This is a genomic window from Actinoplanes sp. TBRC 11911, from assembly GCF_012933445.1.
GTDB lineage: Bacteria > Actinomycetota > Actinomycetes > Mycobacteriales > Micromonosporaceae > Actinoplanes.
On record NZ_JABBNC010000045.1, the window covers coordinates 16,957 to 34,725 of the forward strand.

The 17,769-nt window shown below is 71.3% G+C and carries 19 protein-coding genes and 1 pseudogene; 7 read left to right on the top strand and 13 right to left on the bottom strand.

The window, feature by feature from the left end:
* Positions 1-9: 9 nt before the first annotated feature.
* Entirely contained in the window at positions 10-459 is a 450-nt protein-coding gene (locus tag HH310_RS38540) for an NfeD family protein (RefSeq protein ID WP_169180702.1), read from the bottom strand.
* Positions 460-556: 97 nt separating this feature from the next.
* Here HH310_RS38540 and HH310_RS38545 point away from each other — a divergent pair, with 97 nt between their 5' ends.
* Complete coding sequence (locus HH310_RS38545; RefSeq protein WP_169180703.1) at positions 557-1,852, top strand: serine hydrolase; 1,296 nt, start codon at positions 557-559, stop codon at positions 1,850-1,852.
* A gap of 59 nt (positions 1,853-1,911) precedes the next feature.
* Here the strand turns inward: HH310_RS38545 and HH310_RS38550 are convergent.
* Positions 1,912-2,649, bottom strand: a pseudogene (locus HH310_RS38550) (DMT family transporter); the annotation flags it as partial.
* Between the two features lie 5 nt (positions 2,650-2,654).
* On the opposite strand from HH310_RS38550, the gene HH310_RS38555 reads away from it, so the two are divergent.
* On the top strand, positions 2,655-4,124 hold the full coding sequence (locus tag HH310_RS38555) for a PLP-dependent aminotransferase family protein (RefSeq protein WP_312034598.1): 1,470 nt from the start codon (positions 2,655-2,657) through the stop codon (positions 4,122-4,124).
* On the opposite strand, the gene HH310_RS38560 is transcribed toward HH310_RS38555, so the two are convergent.
* Positions 4,114-4,908 carry a DUF3097 domain-containing protein gene (locus tag HH310_RS38560; protein ID WP_169180705.1) on the bottom strand — a complete coding sequence of 265 codons (795 nt, stop codon included), beginning with the start codon at positions 4,906-4,908 and terminating at the stop codon, positions 4,114-4,116. The two genes, HH310_RS38555 and HH310_RS38560, sit on opposite strands and share 11 nt — an antisense overlap.
* A gap of 89 nt (positions 4,909-4,997) precedes the next feature.
* On the opposite strand from HH310_RS38560, the gene HH310_RS38565 reads away from it, so the two are divergent.
* A complete protein-coding gene (locus HH310_RS38565) occupies positions 4,998-5,786 on the top strand; it encodes a hypothetical protein (protein WP_169180706.1) in 789 nt (262 codons plus the stop codon).
* The gene (locus tag HH310_RS38570; protein WP_169180707.1) at positions 5,779-6,282 is read left to right on the top strand and encodes an NUDIX domain-containing protein; all 504 of its coding nucleotides are present in this window, start codon (positions 5,779-5,781) and stop codon (positions 6,280-6,282) included. Before HH310_RS38565 ends, HH310_RS38570 begins: the two co-directional genes overlap by 8 nt.
* On the opposite strand, the gene HH310_RS38575 is transcribed toward HH310_RS38570, so the two are convergent.
* Genes HH310_RS38575 through fabG form a run of 7 tightly spaced genes read right to left on the bottom strand, consistent with a single transcriptional unit; the run spans position 6,279 to position 11,208 of the window.
* On the bottom strand, positions 6,279-6,680 hold the full coding sequence (locus tag HH310_RS38575; protein WP_312034599.1) for an NUDIX domain-containing protein: 402 nt from the start codon (positions 6,678-6,680) through the stop codon (positions 6,279-6,281). The two genes, HH310_RS38570 and HH310_RS38575, sit on opposite strands and share 4 nt — an antisense overlap.
* Positions 6,677-6,994 (bottom strand): hypothetical protein, encoded by a 318-nt coding sequence (locus HH310_RS43360; protein WP_211193169.1) that lies wholly within the window; start codon positions 6,992-6,994, stop codon positions 6,677-6,679. The genes HH310_RS38575 and HH310_RS43360 overlap by 4 nt, the downstream gene beginning before the upstream one ends.
* A gap of 19 nt (positions 6,995-7,013) precedes the next feature.
* Positions 7,014-7,841, bottom strand: a complete 828-nt coding sequence (locus HH310_RS38580; RefSeq protein ID WP_312034600.1) for a L,D-transpeptidase — start codon at positions 7,839-7,841, stop codon at positions 7,014-7,016.
* A 26-nt stretch (positions 7,842-7,867) separates the two neighbouring features.
* On the bottom strand, positions 7,868-8,701 hold the full coding sequence (locus tag HH310_RS38585; protein WP_396027570.1) for an HAD-IIA family hydrolase: 834 nt from the start codon (positions 8,699-8,701) through the stop codon (positions 7,868-7,870).
* Complete coding sequence (locus HH310_RS38590) at positions 8,647-9,672, bottom strand: ferrochelatase (protein ID WP_169180710.1); 1,026 nt, start codon at positions 9,670-9,672, stop codon at positions 8,647-8,649. The genes HH310_RS38585 and HH310_RS38590 overlap by 55 nt, the downstream gene beginning before the upstream one ends.
* Positions 9,673-9,691: 19 nt before the next feature.
* Positions 9,692-10,459, bottom strand: a complete 768-nt coding sequence (fabI, locus tag HH310_RS38595; RefSeq protein WP_169180711.1) for an enoyl-ACP reductase FabI — start codon at positions 10,457-10,459, stop codon at positions 9,692-9,694.
* 35 nt (positions 10,460-10,494) lie between these two features.
* Positions 10,495-11,208: a 3-oxoacyl-ACP reductase FabG gene (gene fabG, locus HH310_RS38600; RefSeq protein ID WP_169180712.1), complete on the bottom strand. Its 714-nt coding sequence runs from the start codon at positions 11,206-11,208 to the stop codon at positions 10,495-10,497.
* Positions 11,209-11,332: 124 nt separating this feature from the next.
* Here fabG and HH310_RS38605 point away from each other — a divergent pair, with 124 nt between their 5' ends.
* The 3 genes from HH310_RS38605 (at position 11,333) to HH310_RS38615 (ending at position 14,103) form a co-directional block, all read left to right on the top strand.
* Positions 11,333-12,499, top strand: a complete 1,167-nt coding sequence (locus tag HH310_RS38605) for a sensor histidine kinase (protein WP_169180713.1) — start codon at positions 11,333-11,335, stop codon at positions 12,497-12,499.
* Positions 12,496-13,140, top strand: coding sequence for a response regulator transcription factor (locus HH310_RS38610; RefSeq protein ID WP_169180714.1), 645 nt, complete (start codon positions 12,496-12,498; stop codon positions 13,138-13,140). The genes HH310_RS38605 and HH310_RS38610 overlap by 4 nt, the downstream gene beginning before the upstream one ends.
* Positions 13,141-13,203: 63 nt before the next feature.
* Positions 13,204-14,103, top strand: a complete 900-nt coding sequence (locus HH310_RS38615; RefSeq protein ID WP_169180715.1) for an alpha/beta hydrolase — start codon at positions 13,204-13,206, stop codon at positions 14,101-14,103.
* A gap of 428 nt (positions 14,104-14,531) precedes the next feature.
* On the opposite strand, the gene HH310_RS38620 is transcribed toward HH310_RS38615, so the two are convergent.
* From HH310_RS38620 to HH310_RS38630, 3 genes are read right to left on the bottom strand one after another with little or no spacing between them, the layout of a single operon-like run.
* Complete coding sequence (locus HH310_RS38620) at positions 14,532-15,482, bottom strand: VWA domain-containing protein (protein ID WP_169180716.1); 951 nt, start codon at positions 15,480-15,482, stop codon at positions 14,532-14,534.
* A complete protein-coding gene (locus tag HH310_RS38625) occupies positions 15,479-16,447 on the bottom strand; it encodes a DUF58 domain-containing protein (RefSeq protein ID WP_169180717.1) in 969 nt (322 codons plus the stop codon). Before HH310_RS38625 ends, HH310_RS38620 begins: the two co-directional genes overlap by 4 nt.
* Positions 16,426-17,544 carry a MoxR family ATPase gene (locus HH310_RS38630; RefSeq protein WP_169180718.1) on the bottom strand — a complete coding sequence of 373 codons (1,119 nt, stop codon included), beginning with the start codon at positions 17,542-17,544 and terminating at the stop codon, positions 16,426-16,428. Before HH310_RS38630 ends, HH310_RS38625 begins: the two co-directional genes overlap by 22 nt.
* Positions 17,545-17,769: the final 225 nt, after the last annotated feature.

The window sequence follows — 17,769 nt, forward strand, 5'->3', positions numbered from 1 at the left end:
GGCGCCTCTCTATATGTTGGGCAGATCGTCGCGCCACACTATGGCGGTGGCGCCACTGAGCTTGATGACCCGGACGCGCTCACCGGGAAGGTATTTCTCTTGATGGTCGAACGCGCGGGCCTGCCAGATCTCACCGCCGATTTTGATCATGCCGTTGTCGCCGTCGACCTCCTCGAGGACCGTACCGTGGCTGCCCTCGAGGGCGTTGAGCCCGAACGGCGTCTCACCCGGCTCGAGAGCGGCCTTCGCATGCTTCAGGATGATCGGGCGGAGCGCGGCCACGGACAGGCCGGAGACCAGCGCAAAGATGATCACCTGGAGGAGGAGGGGCGCTCCGAGCGCGGCGGCACCGGCGGCCGCGAACGCTCCGGCCGCGAAGAAGATGATCAATAAGGTCGCGGTGAAAGCCTCGGCGACCGCCAGCGCGATGCCGAGCACGATCCACAGAATCGCTTCCACCCTTAGATCGTGACACGTGCGTGCACCTACGGCGACGTCACGGATACGCAGGTATCGCAGTTAGTCCCATCAGTCGCTGTGGAGAAGGGTGCAGGCGTTGTCGTTGCTGCCGGAAACCGGCCGTCAGGTCGATGAGATCGCCACTCGCGCGCAGGCCGGAGGGCGTACCCCGTCGCTGGCCCTGGCGATCGTCCGGGATCGGGTCGTGCTGCATTTCGCGGCTGCCGGGGAAAATCCGGTACCGGACGCGAAGACCCAGTATCGGATCGGGTCGATCACCAAGACGATGACCGCCGCGATGGTCATGCAGTTGCGGGACGAGGGGTTCTTCGCCCTGGACGACCTGCTCTACCGCCATCTGCCGGGCACCCCGATCGGCGGGGTGACGCTGCGCCAGCTGCTCGGGCACGTCTCCGGCCTGCAGCGCGAGCCGGACGGGCCGTGGTGGGAGCGGGCCACCGGCGGCGACGTGGACAAACTTCTCGCCGACCTGGGGTACGACAAGGTGTGCGGGCCGCCGTTCCGCCGCTTCCGTTACTCCAATCTGGCGTACGGGCTGCTCGGCGCGGTCCTGCAGAAGGCGACCGGGGAGAGCTGGCCGGCCCTGGTCACCAAGCGGGTGCTGGACCCGCTCGGGATGAAACGGACCACGTACGCGCCGATGGAGCCGTTCGCCCGCGGGTACGTGGTGCATCAGCTGGACGGCTCGATGCACGAGGAGCCGCGCCTGGACGCCGGGGCGATGGCGCCGGCCGGGCAGCTCTGGTCCACGGTGACCGACATGGCGAAGTGGGTGGCGTTCCTGGCCGACCCGGCCCCGGCGGTGCTGTCCCGCGAGACGGTCGACGAGATGTGCACGCCGGTGGTGATCAGCGACCTGGAGTCGTGGACCGGCGGGCACGGCCTGGGCCCGCAGCTCTTCCGGGTCGGGGAGCGGATCTACGTGGGGCACGGCGGGTCGATGCCTGGATATGTCGCTCATTTCGCGGTTCATCGGCGCAGCCGGCTCGGCGTCGTCGCGTTCGCCAACTCGTACGGGCTGAGCGGCACGACGATCCAGGACGTCGCGTTACGAGCCTTGACCGCGGCGGTGAACGCCGAACCGGACCTGCCGCAGCCATGGCGGCCTTCCAGTGCGCCGCCGGGGGAGCTGTCCGGACGCTGGTGGTGGATGGGGCGCGAGTATCACGTACGGACCGAGGGCGACGAGCTGACGATGACCGGGCCGCATCACCGGTCGGTGTTCGCGCGGGAGGCGCCGGACCGCTGGCGCGGCGTCGACGGCGACAACGAGGGCGAGGTGCTGGACATTCTGCGCGACCCGGACGACTCGGTCCGAGCGCTGGACATCGCCACCTTCGTCTTCACCCGCGACCCGTTCCGCCTGGCCTGAACCATTCCCAGGGCCACCACCAGCACCCCCAGCCACACCGAGAAACCCGGGATCGGCCCGCCCAGCAGCACCCCGGTCGCGGCCGCCGCGATCGGGGCGATGCCGGTGAGCAGCCCGGCGCGGGCCGCGCCGATCCCGGCCACGCACGTGTACCAGAGCACGAACGCGAGCGCGGTGACCGCGACGGCCAGATAGGACCCGGCGAGCACGTCGTCACGGTGCAATGTGGTCACCGCGAGCGGCCCCTCCACACCCAGGCCGAGCACGCCGAACACCACCGCGGCCAGCCAGGTGGAGTGCACCGAGACGCCGATCGGCCCGTGCCGGCCCAGCACCGGGACGGCGAGCAGGGTGAACCCGGCCTCGCACGCGAAGGTCACCGCGGCCCAGAGCAGGCCGATGCCGTCCGCGCGGCCGAAGCCCTGCACCAGCGCGGCTCCCAGGGTCACGGTCAGCGCGGCGGCGACGAGCCGGGCCGCCGGGCGATGGCCCTCCAGGATCGGGCCGGCCACCGCGAGCAGGATCGGCACGCACGCCACGGCCACGCCCAGCACGGCCGGTTCGGCGTGCGCGGCGCCGTGCACCAGGGCCAGATTGAAGATCACCATGCCGGTGGCGACGACCCCGCCGAGCCACAGCCACTCGGTGCCGTGCGGCCACGCGAGCCGCGCCCTCGAGAACCGGGCATACAACACCAGCAGCAGGCAGGCGACGGCGTACCGCAATGCCTGGACGGTCAGGACCGGCGCGTCGGCGAGCGCACCGGAGACGGCGACGCTGCCGCCGACGAAGATCATGCCGAGTGCCCCGGCCAAGGTTTTCACCCCTCGATGCTCGCAACGGGTATGGTCCGGTTGAAGGACCAATCGGAGCGTGCCGAGGGGGACCAATTTCCGACTTCCTCCAGCTCGACCCGGACCGCGCGCCGGCCAAGGGGCTGACCACGTGGCTGGCCGAGGGACTGCGGGCGGCGATCATCGCCGGTCGCCTCTCCCCCGGCGCCCGCCTGCCCGCCACCCGCCGGCTCGCCGCCGAGCTGGAGGTCTCCCGCGGCGTGGTCGTCGACGCCTACCAGCGGCTGGTCGACGAGGGCCTGGCCGCGGCCCGGACCGGCGCCGGCACCACGGTGATCGCCTCCCCCGCGCCGATGTCGCCGCCGTCCGACCGGCGGCACGCGCTCGCCGGTCTGCAACTGCCGCTGCCGCCGGCCGAGGGCATCGACATCGACCTCTCCCCCGGCGTGCCGGACCTGGCCGCCTTTCCCCGTACGCAGTGGTTGCGCGCCGAACGCACGGTGCTCGACGAGGTCACCTCGGCCGATCTGGGCTACGGCGACCCGGGCGGCAGTCCCCGGTTGCGCGCCGAGCTGGCCGGCTGGCTGGCCCGGACCCGGGGCGTGCGGGCCGACCCGGACGACGTGATCGTGGTCGGCGGCGTGGCGCAGGCCCTCGCGTTGCTGGCACAGACGCTGTACGCGGCCGGCACCCGGGAGGCGGCGGTCGAGGACCCGGGCTCGCGTGGGGCCCGCGATCAGATGACCCATTGGGGGGTACGCCCGTGCCCCGTCCCGGTGGACGACGAAGGCATCCGGGTGGCCGACATCGAGCAGGACGTCACGCTGCTGACCCCGGCCCACCAGTTCCCGACCGGGGTCGTGCTCAGCCCGGCGCGGCGGCGCGCGTTGCTGAACCGGGGCGGGCTGGTGATCGAGGACGACTACGACGCCGAGCACCGCTACGACCGGGCACCCGTGGCCGCCCTCCAAGGCTCGGCGCCGGACCACGTCGCGTACGCGGGAAGTGTCTCGAAGTCTCTCGCGCCGGGGATGCGGCTCGGCTGGCTGATCGCGCCGCGCCGGATGCAACCCGAGCTGCTGGCCGCCAAGCACGACAGCGACCTGGGCAATCCGGCGCTGCCGCAACTGGTGCTGGCGCGGCTGCTCGCGAACGGCGACTACGAGCGGCACCTGCGGCACGTACGCGACCGGCAGCGCCGCCGGCGGGACGCGCTGCTCGCCGGGTTGCGTGCCCATCTGCCGGACGCCCAGGTCACCGGCGTGGCGGCCGGTCTGCACCTGCTGATCATGCTGCCCGGCGGCCCGGACGACGAGGTCCTCGCACGGCGGGCCGCACAAACCGGCGTACTGGTGCATCCGCTGTCGTGGCACCGCCTGACGCCGGGCCCGCCGGGGCTCGTCCTGGGGTATGCGGCGCATGCGCCGGACCGCCTCGCCGAGGCCGCGGCATTGCTGGGCCGGGCGTTCAGACCGTGACGAAGTCGATCAGCCGTTCCATCGAGTTGATCAGCGGCGTCTCCACGTCCTTGTAGCTGGAGACCGAGCCGAGGATGCGCCGCCACATGTCGGCGGGCTCACGCACGCCCAGCGCCGCGCAGATGCCCTCCTTCCACGGGCGTCCCGGCGGGATCACCGGCCACTCCCGAATGCCCACCCGCGCCGGCTTCACGGCCTGCCAGATGTCGATGTAGGGATGGCCGGTGACCAGCACGTTCGCGTCGGTGACGGCGGCGACGATGCGGCTCTCCTTGGAACCGGGCACCAGGTGGTCGACGAGGACGCCGAGCCGGCGGTCCGCCCGCGGCCCGAACTCCCGCACCGCCTGGTGAAGATCGTCGATGCCGTCCAGCGGTTCCACCACGACGCCCTCGACCCGCAGGTCGTCGCCCCAGATGCGCTCGACCAGCGCGGCGTCGTGGATGCCCTCGACCCAGATCCGGCTGGCCTTGGCGACCTGAGCTTTCTGGTTCGCGACGGCGACCGACCCGGACGCTGTGATCTTTCGCTGCGGCGGCGCTTTGACCTGCGGCTTACGCAGGGTGACCGGCTTCCCGTCGAGCAAAAACGCAGCGGGTGACAGCGGGAAGTTACGCCGCTTGCCGTGCCGGTCCTCCAGAACGACCGCGCCGAGCTCGAATCCCACCACCGCGCCGCAGAACCCGGACTCCACATCCTCGACGACCAGGTCACGTTCGGCGTCGACCTCGGGAACCACCTTGCGTCGCCGCCAGTCGCCCTTGAGCACGTCCTCCCCATACATGCCACGCACGGTAACCCGTGCGTTGAGACACCACGTTTCTGACGCTCCGACCGAGACAGACTTCCCGACTGCCACGTACCCTTGCTCGCATGTCCCCCGCAGCTGATGCGGCCACCCGCACCGCGCGGCGCTCCACCCGGTTCGTTGCCTGGGTGCGCGCGTGGCGCGCCGGGCTGGTGCCGTTCGACGAGCTGGCCGACGAGATCGCGGCCGGCGAGGAACACCTCGTCGCCGACGCCCCCGGCACGTGGAAAGACGTGCCTCTGTCGCAGGCTCTGCCCATGTTCGCCAAGGTTCACCCGGATGACATCCGGCTGGTGCTGCCGGCCCCCGGCGACCCGCGCGGCCTGCCCGGTCCCGGCTCGGCCGACCTGACCGGCGCGGCCCTGCTGGCCGGCGAGGCCGTGATGACACCGTCGTTCGGCGTGGTTCCCGAGGTGCGCCGGCATACGTCCGGGTCGGGCGTGGAGTTCGAGACGGTGCTCTGGCGGGTCTACCCGGTGAACGAATATCGGCCGGTCTTCCAGATGGGCGCCGCCGAGGCCGAGAGCGAGCTGACCGCCGCGCTGGGCGAGGCCACCGAGCAGCTCACCAAGCTGGACGTCGCACAGTGGAAGCCCGAGCTGGCCGGGGCGCTGCAGGCGTTGCGCCGCCCGGAAAGCACGGCCACCCTGCCGCGCGGGTTCGACCCGCGGGCCCGTCGCCTGTTCGCCCGGGCCAGCGTCCTCGACCAGGTGCTCGCCCTGGCCGGCACGAGCGCTCCGGGCGGCGCCATCAACAATTACGAGGCTCAGCAACGTGACGCCGCGCTGCGGCCGCTGACGACGGCGTGCCGGGTGGCGCTGGTGGCCGCCTGCAACAGTCCGTTGCATGCCTGACAAATTCGCCCACTGCACCTTCTGTGGGGCGCGATTCACCGTCAATCAGCCGTGGCCGCGCCGGTGTGCCGCGTGCGGCGAGGTGAGCTATCTCAACCCGTCGCCGGTGGCGGTGGCGGTCCAGCCGGTCGACGCCGGCCTGATGGTGGTGCGGCGCGCGATTCCGCCCGCCGCGGACCGCCTGGCCCTGCCGGGCGGCTACATCGAGATGGGCGAGACGTGGCAGGCCGCGGCGGCGCGGGAGTTGCGCGAGGAGACCGGGTTGCGCTCAGATCCTTCCTCGGTACGCCTGTACGACACGGTCAGCGCGCCCGACGGCACGTTGCTGGTGTTCGGTCTGTTCCCGCCGGCCAAGGTGGACGACCTCCCCTCGTCCACCCGCAACGACGAGTCGCACGGCTGGGAGATCCTGCGAGCCCCGGGACCGCTGGGGTTCGACCTGCATACCGCGGTGACCGACCGCTGGTTCGCCGATAGCGAGCGCTATCGGCGTTAGTCGATCAGGGCCGCGGCGACCAGCTCGTCGAGCAGCACCCGGATCGCCGGCGCGCAGCGTGCCGAGTCGGCCGAGGTGAACCAGTCCAGCTCGGCTATCTCGGCGTCCGGGCGCGGTTCGCCGTCGTGGGTGCCGCCGGTGAAGCAGATCAGCCGCACCGTCGTACCGGGTGGACGGTTGTGCGCCGGCGCCACGATGTCCCGGAACAGGCGCAGCGACGCGGCGTCCAGCACCAGGCCGACCTCCTCCTTCACCTCGCGCGCGGCCGCCTCCGCGTACGTCTCGCCGGGCTCGGGTTTGCCGCCGGGCAGGTAGAAGGCGTCCGAATCGGTGGCCCGCACCACCAGCACCCGCCGATCCCGGACGCAGACCCAGGCCGCCGCGATGACCTGGCTCACCGGCCCGCCTCCTCGTCCAGGAACCGGTCGATCAGGCCGCGCACCACGGCGGCCATGGTGAAACCGTGCGCCAGGCACCAGTCGCGCAGCTCGGCGTGCCGGTCGGCGGTGAGCCGGATCCCGACGAGCTGGGTGTCCTCGCCGGCCTCGAGCAGGCTGGCGCCGGCCTGCCGCTGGCCGGGCCCGCTCGACAGGGTCACCCACGAGCGGGACGGCTGAGCGGCATGCCGGTCGAGAAGCCAGGCGGTGATCTCGCGGCGCTCCTCGGACGGCAGCGCCTCCAGAAGAACGGTCAGACGTTCGGCGGGGGTCATGCCGCAACGGTAGCGCCCGCTATCGGACATGGACGGTGGTGCCCGGCCCCAGGTGCCGTAGCAGGATGCGCTGGGCCTCCGGCGGGATCCGCACGCACCCGTTGGAGACGCTGCGCCCGAACGCCCACGTGCGCGCCCAGCCGTGGATGCCGGTGTGCCCGTCGCGCAGGCCGGGCGCCAGGTTCCCGCGATGCTCCGGCACCGCCGCGAGCACAATCGCGTCCAGCCCGCCGTAGACCGCCCCGTGCGTCCCGGTCCGGCCCAAGACAAAGGTGCGCCCGTACGGCGTGGGTGTGCGCTTCCCGCCGACGGCGACCGTCCATGCGCGTTGCCGGCGGCCGTCGCGCAGCCAGGTCAGCCGATGCTCGCGCAGGCTCACCTCGACGTGGTCGCGCAGGGCGATCGGGGTCCACCCGCCGGCCGGCAGCCACCCGATCCGCCGGTTGGCCGACGGCAGCAGCACCGCCACCCAGCCCGGCCGGCGCGCCACGATCGGCGCGACCACCGGCAGCTCGCTGATCGTGCGGGGCAGAAAGGCGCGGGGCCGGCCGCCGGGCGCGTCGTAGACGGGCAGGTGCCGAGCCGGGTGCAGCCCTTCGGTGACGGCGGTGGTCGAGCCGGGCCGGGGATCGGCCGGGAACCCGGCCGGGACGCCGAAATAGTCGATCTTCGGAAGGTGCCGGGGCGCCGGCGCGGCGACCGGGACGACAACGGCCGTGGGCGGCGGTGTGGCACGCGGGGCCGGCCGGCGGACATCGGCGGCGGCCCCGGGACGGAGGAAGACCCCGCCGGCGACGAGGGCCAACAGGCCGGCCGTCGCGCGGCGGCGGTGGTGGGGGCGCGGCACCCCTCCAGACTAAACGCCCAAAACGGTCAGATCTCGTCGATCAGGTCGGCGACCGAGTTGACGATCCGCGACGGGCGGAACGGGTACCGCTCGCTCTCCTGCCGCGTGCTGATGCCGGTCAGCACCAGAATCGTCTCCAGCCCGGCCTCGAGCCCGCACAGGATGTCGGTGTCCATCCGGTCGCCGATCATCGCGGTGCTCTCGCTGTGCGCCTCGATGGTGTTCAGCGCCGACCGCATCATCATCGGATTCGGCTTGCCCACGAAGTACGGCTCCACGCCGGTCGCCTTCGAGACCATCGCGGCCACCGAGCCGGCCGCCGGCAGCGCGCCCTCGTTGGACGGCCCGGTCGCGTCCGGGTTCGTGCAGATGAACTTCGCCCCGGAGTCGATCAGCCGGATGGCCTTGGTGATCGCCTCGAAGCTGTACGTGCGGGTCTCGCCGAGCACCACGTAGTCGGGCTCGAACTCGGTGAGCACGTACCCGGCGGCATGCATGGCCGTGGTCAGGCCGGCCTCGCCGATCACGTACGCCGAGCCGCCCGGCCGCTGGTCGGCCAGGAACTGGGCGGTGGCCAGCGCCGCCGTCCAGATCGACTGCTCGGGCACCTCGAAGCCCATGCGGTTGAGCCGGGCCTGCAGATCGCGCGGGGTGTAGATCGAGTTGTTGGTGAGGATGAGGAACGGCTTGCCGGACTCCTTCATCCGGTTCACGAACTCGGGCGCGCCGGGGACCGGCTCACCCTCGTGCACGAGAACCCCGTCCATGTCGGTGAGCCAGCTCTCGATGGCCTTGCGTTCGGGCATCATGCTCCTCGTCGCTGTGGTGGTGTGCAGCAGCCGACCGGGCAGGCGTCCCAGACCGGGAGCGTCCCGAGCCGCCGGCGCGGCGCATCCGACGTGCGTTCCTGGACCAGCTCGCGCACCATGGCGACGAAGCGCGGGTCGGTTCCGGGGGTGGCCGCGCGGGCGTACCCCAGACCCAGCTTCTTCGCCATTTCCGCAGCCTCGTTGTCGAGGTCCCAGATGACCTCGAGGTGATCGGAGACGAAACCGATGGGGCTCACCACCACATCGGTGACGCCCTGCTCCGCCAGCGCGGAGAGGTGATCGTTCACGTCCGGTTCCAGCCACGGCACCTGCGGCGGGCCGGACCGGCTCTGCCACACCAGGTCCCAGGACAGGTCCGGTGCCGCGCCGGCGTGCACCAGCCGGGCGGTCTCCTCGAGCTGAGCGTTGTACCGCCCGCCCTCCGGGCCGGCCGTGCGGGCCATCGACACCGGGATCGAATGCGCGGTGAAGACCAGCCGGGTGGTGGCGCGCCGCGCCGGATCCAACGTGCCCAGAGCGTCCCGTACGGCGTCGGTGTGTGGCGCGACGAAGCCGGGGTGGTCCCAGAACTGACGCAGCTTGGAGATCATCGGGGCGCCCTTGCCGACCGCCTGGCGCGCCCGGTCGATGTCCTCCCAGTACTGCCGGCACGACGAGTAGCCGCCGTACGCGCTGGTGGCGAAGCCGAGCGCGTGCGTGATCCCGTCGTCGCGCATCTGGGCGACGGTGTCCTCGATCATCGGTTGCCAGTTGCGGTTGCCCCAATATGTCGGCAGATCGATGCCGTTGGCCGAAAAATCCGACGACACCGCGGCGAGCAGCGACCGATTCTGCTCGTTGATCGGCGACACGCCACCGAAGTGCATGTAGTGCTCGGCGACGTCGGCCAATCGGGACTCGGGGATGCCGCGACCGCGCGTCACGTTGCGCAGGAACGGCATCACGTCATCGGGCTTCTCCGGCCCACCGAACGACATCAGGACGAACGCGTCGTAAACCACCGGCCCATCCTCCCTCGCGTCAGGCGCCGAGCGCGTGGTAGCCCCCATCGACGTGCACGATCTCACCCGTGGTCGCCGGGAACCAGTCGGACAGCAGGGCACAGACGGCACGGGCGGCCGGCTCGGTGTCGGACAGGTCCCAGCCGAGCGGCGCCCGCTCGGACCACGCCTCCTCGAACTGCTCGAAGCCGGGGATCGACTTGGCCGCCATGGTGCGCAGCGGACCGGCCGAGACCAGGTTGCTCCGGATGCCCTGCTTACCCAGGTGCAGCGCGAGGTAACGGGAGGCGGACTCGAGGCCGGCCTTGGCGACGCCCATCCAGTCGTAGACCGGCCACGCCTTGGTCGCGTCGAAGGTCAGCCCGACGATCGAGCCGCCCGGCTGCATGAGCGGCAGGCACGCGACGGCGAGCGACTGGTACGAGTACGTGGAGACCTGCAGGGCGGTGGACACGTCGTCCCAGCCCGCGTTCAGGAACTGGCCGCCGAGCGCGCTCTGCGGGGCGAACCCGATCGAGTGGACCAGGCCGTCGACCCCGTCCATGTGCTCGCGGACCTTGTCCGGCAGGGCGGCCAGATGCTCCGCGTTGGTCACGTCGAGCTCGATCACCGGCGCCGTCTCGGGCAGCCGCTTGGCGATCCGCTCCACCAGCGAGAGCCGGCCGTAGCCGGTCAGCACCACGGAGGCGCCGTTCTCCTGGGCCACCTTCGCCACCCCGAACGCGATCGAGGAGTCGGTGATCACGCCGGTGACGAGCAGACGCTTGCCGGCCAGCAGTCCAGACACGAAATATCGCTCCTTCTATGTTTTTACGGGCTTTGTCAGTGGCCCATGGTCATGCCGCCGTCGACCGTGATCACGTTGCCGGACACCATCGCGGCGGCGTCGCTGGCCAGGAAGGTGACCACCGAGGCGATCTCCTCGGGCTCGGCGAAGCGGCCCGCCGGGATCTGTTTGATGGCCTCGTCGAGCACCTTCTGCGGCGTAGCGTGCGCCATCTCGGAGTGCGTGAAGCCGGGCGACACCACGTTCGCGGTGATGTTCCGGCTGCCCAGCTCGCGGGTGATGCTGCGGGCCATGCCGACCAGACCCGCCTTGGCCGCCGTGTAGTTCACCTGACCGGCGTTACCGGCCAGCCCGCTCGCCGACGCGATGAAGATGATCCGGCCCCACCGGGCGCGCAGCATCTTGCTGCTGGCCCGCCGGGCCACCCGGAACGCGCCCTTGAGGTTGGTGTTGTGCACCTCGTCCCACTGCTCGTCGCTCATGCGCAGCAGCAGCGTGTCGCGGTTGATCCCGGCGTTGGCGACGACGACCTCGACCGGTCCGAGCTTCTCCTCCACCTCGGTGAAGGCGGCATCGACGGAGGCGGTGTCGGTGACATCGCCCTTGACGCCGAGGACGCCCTCGATGCCCTCCGGCGCCGTTCCGCCCCGGTGCAGGACCGCGACCCGATCCCCCTGCTTCGCGAAGGCCTGCGCGATGCCATAACCGATGCCACGGTTGCCGCCAGTCACCAATACCGTGCGAGCCACGACCAACACTCCCTCATACCCAGGTAGTGGGTGCGGGATAGCACCCCGGGGGCACGACATCGCCGGATGCGCGCCGTAACCTGCCCGCGTGGAGACTATCCGGCCCTCGACCAGGCACCGAGCCATGGGGCCTCTCCGCGAGCTTCTCTGGAGTGGCGAGGTGCCGCGGCCCCCGTTGCGTCGGCGTGCCGCCGCGTACGCCGTGCCGTTAGGTCTACTCGCACTGATCGGGTTGGGCTTCGCCGCCGCGGAGTACCTGAGCGACACCCGCGTGCTGCCCCAGATCGTGATTGTGATCATGGCGATCGGATCGGTGCTCCAGGCCGCGGTCGCCTACCGATATCCGACGTGGGGCTGGCGCGTCGGTTTCGTGATGCTGTTCGTCGGCGCCATCAACGCGACGCCCCGCGAGGTGTGGCCCTGGAACCCCGTCCAGATTCCCCTGTTCCTGCTCGTGATGTTCCGGCTGGCCGGCACACGAGGCACCGCCGTGACCGTCTGGGCGACCGTGCTGAGCCTCGTCCCGGCCATTGTCTACCCGCCGGGGGTCAACAAGTGGGGGCCGGCCGTCCTGCTGGTGGCGGTCGCGGCGATCGGCGACATCGTGTACCGGCGACGGCGTACCCGGCAACTGATCGCCGAGAAGGAGGAGCTCACCGAGCTCGAGCGGGCCAAACGCGCCGTGCTCGAGGAGCGGACCCGGATCGCCCGCGAGATGCACGACGTCGTGGCCCACCACATGTCGATGATCGCGGTACGCGCCGAGACCGCGCCCTTCCGGCTCACCGGCCTGGCCGAGCCCGCACAGCAGGAACTGGCCGCGATCGCGACGGCGGCCCGCGAGGCCCTCTCCGAGATGCGCCGCCTGCTGGGCGTGCTGCGGGCCGAGGAGGAGACCGTCCGAACAGCACCGCAACCGGGCCTGGCCGACCTGGCGGAGCTGGTCGAGACGGCCCGGAGTGCGGGCGTCCCGGTCACGCTGGCCCTGCCCGAGGTCTCGATTCCGGAGACGGCGGGTCTGGCGGCGTATCGGATCGTTCAGGAAGCGCTCGCCAACGCCGCCCGGCACGCTCCGGGCCAGCCCGTCTCCGTCGACGTGCGGGTCCGGCCGGACGCGCTGGAGATCGCGGTCCGGAACCGCCTCGTGGCGCGTGTCGCCGCCGGAACCACCGGCCACGGACTGGTCGGGATGCGCGAGCGTGCGACGCTCCTCGGTGGATCACTTACCGCCACGTCCGACGAATCCGATTTCGTGGTACTGGCCCGGCTGCCCCTGGAGAGCGCTTCATGATTCGGGTGTTCATCGCGGACGATCAGGCGATGGTCCGCGAGGGCTTCGGCGCGCTGCTCGGCGCCCAGCCGGACATCGTCGTGGTGGGTGACGCCGCGGACGGCGCGGCCGCGGTCACCCGATGCCGGGACCTCGCCCCGGACGTCGTGCTGATGGACATCCGGATGCCGGAGATGGACGGCCTCGAGGCGACCCGGCGGCTGGCCGGCGGCCCCCGGATCCTCATCTTGACCACCTTCGACCTGGACGACTACGTCTACGAGGCGCTGCGTGCCGGGGCCAGCGGCTTCCTGCTCAAGGACGCTCCGGCCGCCGATCTGATCAACGCGGTGCGGGTGGTGGCGGCCGGCGAGGCCCTGCTCGCGCCGTCGGTGACCCGCAAGCTGATCGCCGAGTTCGCCGCCCGGCCGCACCGCGACCGGCCACGGCCGGCCGCGCTGAACGCGCTCACCCCGCGCGAGACCGACGTGCTGCGGCTGATCGCACGCGGACGGTCCAATCAGGAGATCGCCGAGGAGCTGGTGGTCGCCGAGCAGACCGTGAAGACCCACATCGGACGGATCCTGGCCAAGTTAGGGCTACGGGACCGGGCGCAGGCGGTGGTTTTCGCGTACGAGACGGGGCTCGTCATACCGGGGTAGCACGGGCAAGACCGGTCCGTGGGGTGACGATCCGGGTGCCGTCGCGATCGGACGCTGCGCCCCATGCGAAACCTGCCGATCACCGCCGTCGCCCTGCTCACCGTCTTCCTGCTGCTTCCGCTCCCGTCGCACGCATCGCCGGCGAAGCACCTGCCGGCGATCTCCGAGGCGTACCGGGAAAGCGCCGTTCGCATGCTCGCGACCGGATGTCCGTACGCCACCTGGGCCGCCCAGGGCCGGCATTTCCTCGAGTTCGACCCGGCCGGCGACGGGCAGGCCGTCGAGGTGCTGGGCGACCTGACCCGGGCTCACCGGGTGGCGATCCTGGTGCCGGGCGTGGACACCACACTGGCCGACTTCGACCGCGGGCTGGGCGGCGTGCCCCGCCGCGCGCCGGGTGTGCAGGCCCGCGCCCTCTACCAGCAGCTCGCCAAGCGCAGCACGGACACCGCCGTGATCGCGTGGCTGGGCTACGACCCGCCGAACGGCATCGGCTGGGACGCGGCGACCGAGGGTCGCGCGCGGACCGGCGCCCGGGCGCTCACGACCTTCGTGCGCGACCTGCTCGCGCAGCGGCCGGACGTGGACGTCACGCTGATCGGCCACAGCTACGGCTCGATGGTGGTCGGCCTCGCCGCCAAGCGGTTGCCCGAGGTGTCCGACGTGATCGCGCTGGGCTCGCCCGGGATGGGCGTGGGCAAGGCCGCGGACCTCGGCGGCGCCCGGGTCTGGACCGCGCTCGCGCCGCACGACTGGATCCGGCGCATCCCGCAGGTGCGGCTCTTCGGGATCGGGCTGGGCAAGCGCCCGTCGTCGGCCGGATTCGGCGCGACCGCCCTGCCCACCGGGGGTGTCGCGGGCCACGACTACTACCTCGTGCCGGGCAGCGCGACGCTGCGATCAGTGACCGACATCGTCCTCTCGGGTGGTCTCGGGCACGACGCGCCGGGCGACGTTTCTTAAGTCCGACTTAAGGAGTACGATTCCCGTCGGTCCTGACACCGGCACGACAACATCAGGGAGGTGATCGCTGTGCGAGATAGCGATCCTCCTAGTCGTGGCCGGGCCGCCTTTCAGCGCGTCTGACCGCTGACTGTCACCCGCCTCGTTTCCACCGGTCTGCCCGTTATGTGACGGCACGTGCCGGGTTTGTCGTGTGCACCGCGACGCCGGAAGCGAGGTGCCGGCCGCGACATCATGTGTGCGCTTTCCTCGTCCGACTCGAGCGGAAGTAGCTCAATGATGAAGAACTTCGTCGCGCCCATCAGCTTCACGATCGCCGCCGCCTGGGTGGTGATTCTGTTTGTCGTCATCCACAGCAACGCCTGAGTTGTTCTGGGGTCTGTCCCGCCTTTCACGGCGTCCGTGAGCGGCCGGACAGACCCCAGGAATCACGGCAACCGACTGGTCCAGATCATCGATGCCCCGGCTGCTGCCAGGCCGAGGAGCAGGGCGAAACCGGCGTACCACTGGGTGACCTCGCGGGGTTCCACCCGGTGGCCGATCGAGCTGCCCATGTCCTGGTAGACCTTCTTCAGCTCGCCCACCGTGGCGGCCTCGTAGAAGAAGCCCTTCGTCTGGTCGGCTAGCTGCTGCAACGACAACCGGTCGACCGGCACCCGCTGCAACTGGCCGCGGATGTCGACCACGCCGCTGTCGGTGCCGAACGCGATCGTCGACACCGGCACGTTGGCCTGCGCCGCCGCGGTCGCCGCGTCCTCGATCGAGCGGCCCGACGTGCGGTAACCGTCGGAGAGCAGCACGATCCGGGCGGGCGGGGCGCCGTCCGCGCCGTCGGCCGGCACCGAGCGGATCGCGTCCAGCGAGGTGAACACCGCCTCACCGGTCGCGGTCGCCTCGGCCAGCGTCAGGCCGTCGATCCCGGCCATCACCTCGGAGCGGTCCTTGGTCGGCGACACCAGCACGTTCGCCGACTTCGCGAACGACACCAGGCCCAGGTTGTACGACGGGGGCAGCTCGTTGACGAACTGCTTCGCCGCCTCCTGCGCCGCCTCGATGCGGTTGGGGGCCACGTCGTCGGCCTCCATGGAGAGCGACACGTCGATGGCCAGCATCACCGTGGCCCGCTCCAGCGGCTCCTCCTTGTCGACCGAGGGCCGGGCCAGCGCGGCCGCCAGGATGAGCAGGCTGAGCAGGAACGCCGCGGCCGAGACGTGCCGGCGCCAGCCGAGCCCGCGCGGCGCCAGCGTGCGCAGCAGGTCGACATTGGTGAAGCGCATCGCGTACTGGCGGCGGCGGAACTGACGCCACACGTAGACCCCGGCGACCGCCAGCACGGGCAGCATCGCCAGCAGCCAGCCGGGTTCCAGAAAACGGATCATCGAGTGGTCCCCCGGGTGCGTGCGTGTCGCTGGGCGGCCACGAAACGGACCATGTCCAGCAGCCAGTCGGTGTCGGTACGCAGGCGCAGGTGAGCGGCACCAGCCGCGCGCAGGGCCTGGGCGATCGCGCCACGCTGCGCGGCCGCGGCCTCGGCGTAGCGGTGACGCAGCTTGGGGTCGGCGGTCTGCACCTCGTGCAGCGCGCCGGTCTCCGGATCGGCGAGCGTGAGCACGCCGACGTCGGGCAGTTCCAGCTCGCGCGGATCGACCACCTCGATGGCGAGGACGTCGTGCCGCACGCCGAGCTTGCGCACCGGCCGCGACCACTGCTCGACCGGCGCCAGGAAGTCGGAGATCACCACGGCCATCCCCCGGCGTCGCGGCGGCCGGTTCAGCATGTCGATCAGCGCGCCCAGGTCGGCGCGGCCGGGCCGGACCTCGGTGCGGGCGATCGCGCGGAGCAGCCCTTGCGCTTCCTTACGGCCGGGCCGGGCGGGCATCCGGCGCACGGCCGGGTGGTCCGCTTCCGCTTTCCGCCGTTTTCCCGGTACGCCGCTGCCGGTGCCGACAACCGCACCGATCCGGTTGCCGCCGCGCACGGTCAGGTGGGCGATCGCGGTCGCGGCCGCTATCACCAGGTCGCTCTTGAGCCAGCGGGACGTGCCGAACTCGAGACTCGCGGACAGGTCGATCGCCATCCACGTCTCGAGCTCGCGGTCGGCGACGGTCTGGCGCACGTGCGGAAGGGTGGTCCGGGCGGTGACCGGCCAGTCCATCCGGCGCACGTCGTCGCCCGGCCGGTACTCCCGGGACTCGCCCGCCTCGGTGCCCGGCCCGGGCAGTAAACCCACGTAGTCGCCCTGCAGCAGACCGTCCAGCTTGCGGGTCACGAGCAGCTGCAGCCGGGACAGCACCGCCTCGGCGCGGGCCTCGCCGGTGTCGGTCACTGGTGCGGCGCCGGCCATCCGCCACCTGCCTGGGGAACGCCGCTGACCGGTGCCGGGGGCGGTCCGCCGTTCGTCGGCGAGGTGCCCTGCCGGGCGGAGACCGACGGCATCGGGACGCTCTGCATGATCCGGGCGACGATGTGGTCGGCCGGGATGTCGTCGGCCAGCGCGTCGTAGCTGAGCACCAGCCGGTGCCGCAGGATGTCCGGCGCGATGTCCTGCAGGTCCTGCGGCAGGGCGTAGTCGCGGCCGCGCAGCAGCGCCAGGGCCCGGGTGGCGCGCACGATGCCCAGCGAGGCACGCGGGCTCGCCCCGTACTGGATGAGCTGCGCGACGTCCGGCATGCCGTGCCCCGCCGGGTCACGGGTGGCGAGCACCAGCCGGACCGTGTAATCGACCAGGGCGTTGTGCACGAACACCTGGTCGGCGCGGCGCTGCAGGCCCAGCAGGTCTTCCGGCGTGAAGATCGGTTTCGGCTCGGGCGCGCTCACGCCCATCCGGTAGACGATCTCGCGTTCCTCGGCGTCGGTCGGGTAACCCACCAGGATCTTCATCAGGAACCGGTCGCGCTGGGCCTCGGGCAGCGGGTAGACGCCCTCCTGCTCGATCGGGTTCTGGGTGGCCATCACCAGGAACGGGTTGGGCACCTCGTGGGTCTGCCCGCCGATCGACACCTGATGCTCAGCCATCACCTCGAGCAGCGCCGACTGGACCTTGGCCGGCGCCCGGTTGATCTCGTCGGCGAGCAGGAAGTTGACGAACACCGGGCCTAGTTCGACGTCGAACTTCTCGCTGGACTGCCGGTAGATCCGGGTGCCGACGATGTCGGCCGGGACCAGGTCGGGGGTGAACTGGACGCGGGAGAACGTCCCGCCGACGACCCGCGCGAGCGTCTCGACCGCGAGCGTCTTGGCCACGCCGGGCACGCCCTCGAGCAGGCAGTGGCCGCGGGCCAGGAGCGCCACGAACATGCGCTCGACCATCCGGTCCTGGCCCACGATCACGCGTTTGACCTCGAACATGGCCCGCTCTAGGTGGGACGCGTCCTGGGCGGGTGGCACCGGCGCGGGGATGCCGGAACTGGAGTCGGTCTCGGGCGTGAGCGGCTGGGCCACCGGTCCTCCACACGGTTACGGGGTGCCGGCTCGATGCCGACCACCAAGACTTACACGACTTGTCTGAGAGCTCGCTCAGGGTGCCGTAATACGCGCCGCCGTGCTTACCCGCCATGGTCCGGTCATGTCGATCTTTCTGCGCGATGCGCTCGAACAGGCACCGACGCCGGGTGGATGCGTACGCGGGTGAAGCGTGTAACATTCCTCTCGTCGCCGGGCGACTTC

Bases quoted from the DNA above. Each gene is read 5' to 3' on its own strand.
- HH310_RS38560 (WP_169180705.1), bottom strand. From the start codon at position 4,908: ATGTATGGGGAGGACGTGCTCAAGGGCGACTGGCGGCGACGCAAGGTG.
- HH310_RS38625 (WP_169180717.1), bottom strand. From the start codon at position 16,447: ATGGCCGGCGCCGCACCAGTGACCGACACCGGCGAGGCCCGCGCCGAG.
- HH310_RS38615 (WP_169180715.1), top strand. From the start codon at position 13,204: ATGCGAAACCTGCCGATCACCGCCGTCGCCCTGCTCACCGTCTTCCTG.
- HH310_RS38570 (WP_169180707.1), top strand. From the start codon at position 5,779: ATGCCTGACAAATTCGCCCACTGCACCTTCTGTGGGGCGCGATTCACC.
- HH310_RS43360 (WP_211193169.1), bottom strand. From the start codon at position 6,994: ATGACCCCCGCCGAACGTCTGACCGTTCTTCTGGAGGCGCTGCCGTCC.
- HH310_RS38565 (WP_169180706.1), top strand. From the start codon at position 4,998: ATGTCCCCCGCAGCTGATGCGGCCACCCGCACCGCGCGGCGCTCCACC.
- HH310_RS38605 (WP_169180713.1), top strand. From the start codon at position 11,333: ATGGGGCCTCTCCGCGAGCTTCTCTGGAGTGGCGAGGTGCCGCGGCCC.
- HH310_RS38610 (WP_169180714.1), top strand. From the start codon at position 12,496: ATGATTCGGGTGTTCATCGCGGACGATCAGGCGATGGTCCGCGAGGGC.
- HH310_RS38620 (WP_169180716.1), bottom strand. From the start codon at position 15,482: ATGATCCGTTTTCTGGAACCCGGCTGGCTGCTGGCGATGCTGCCCGTG.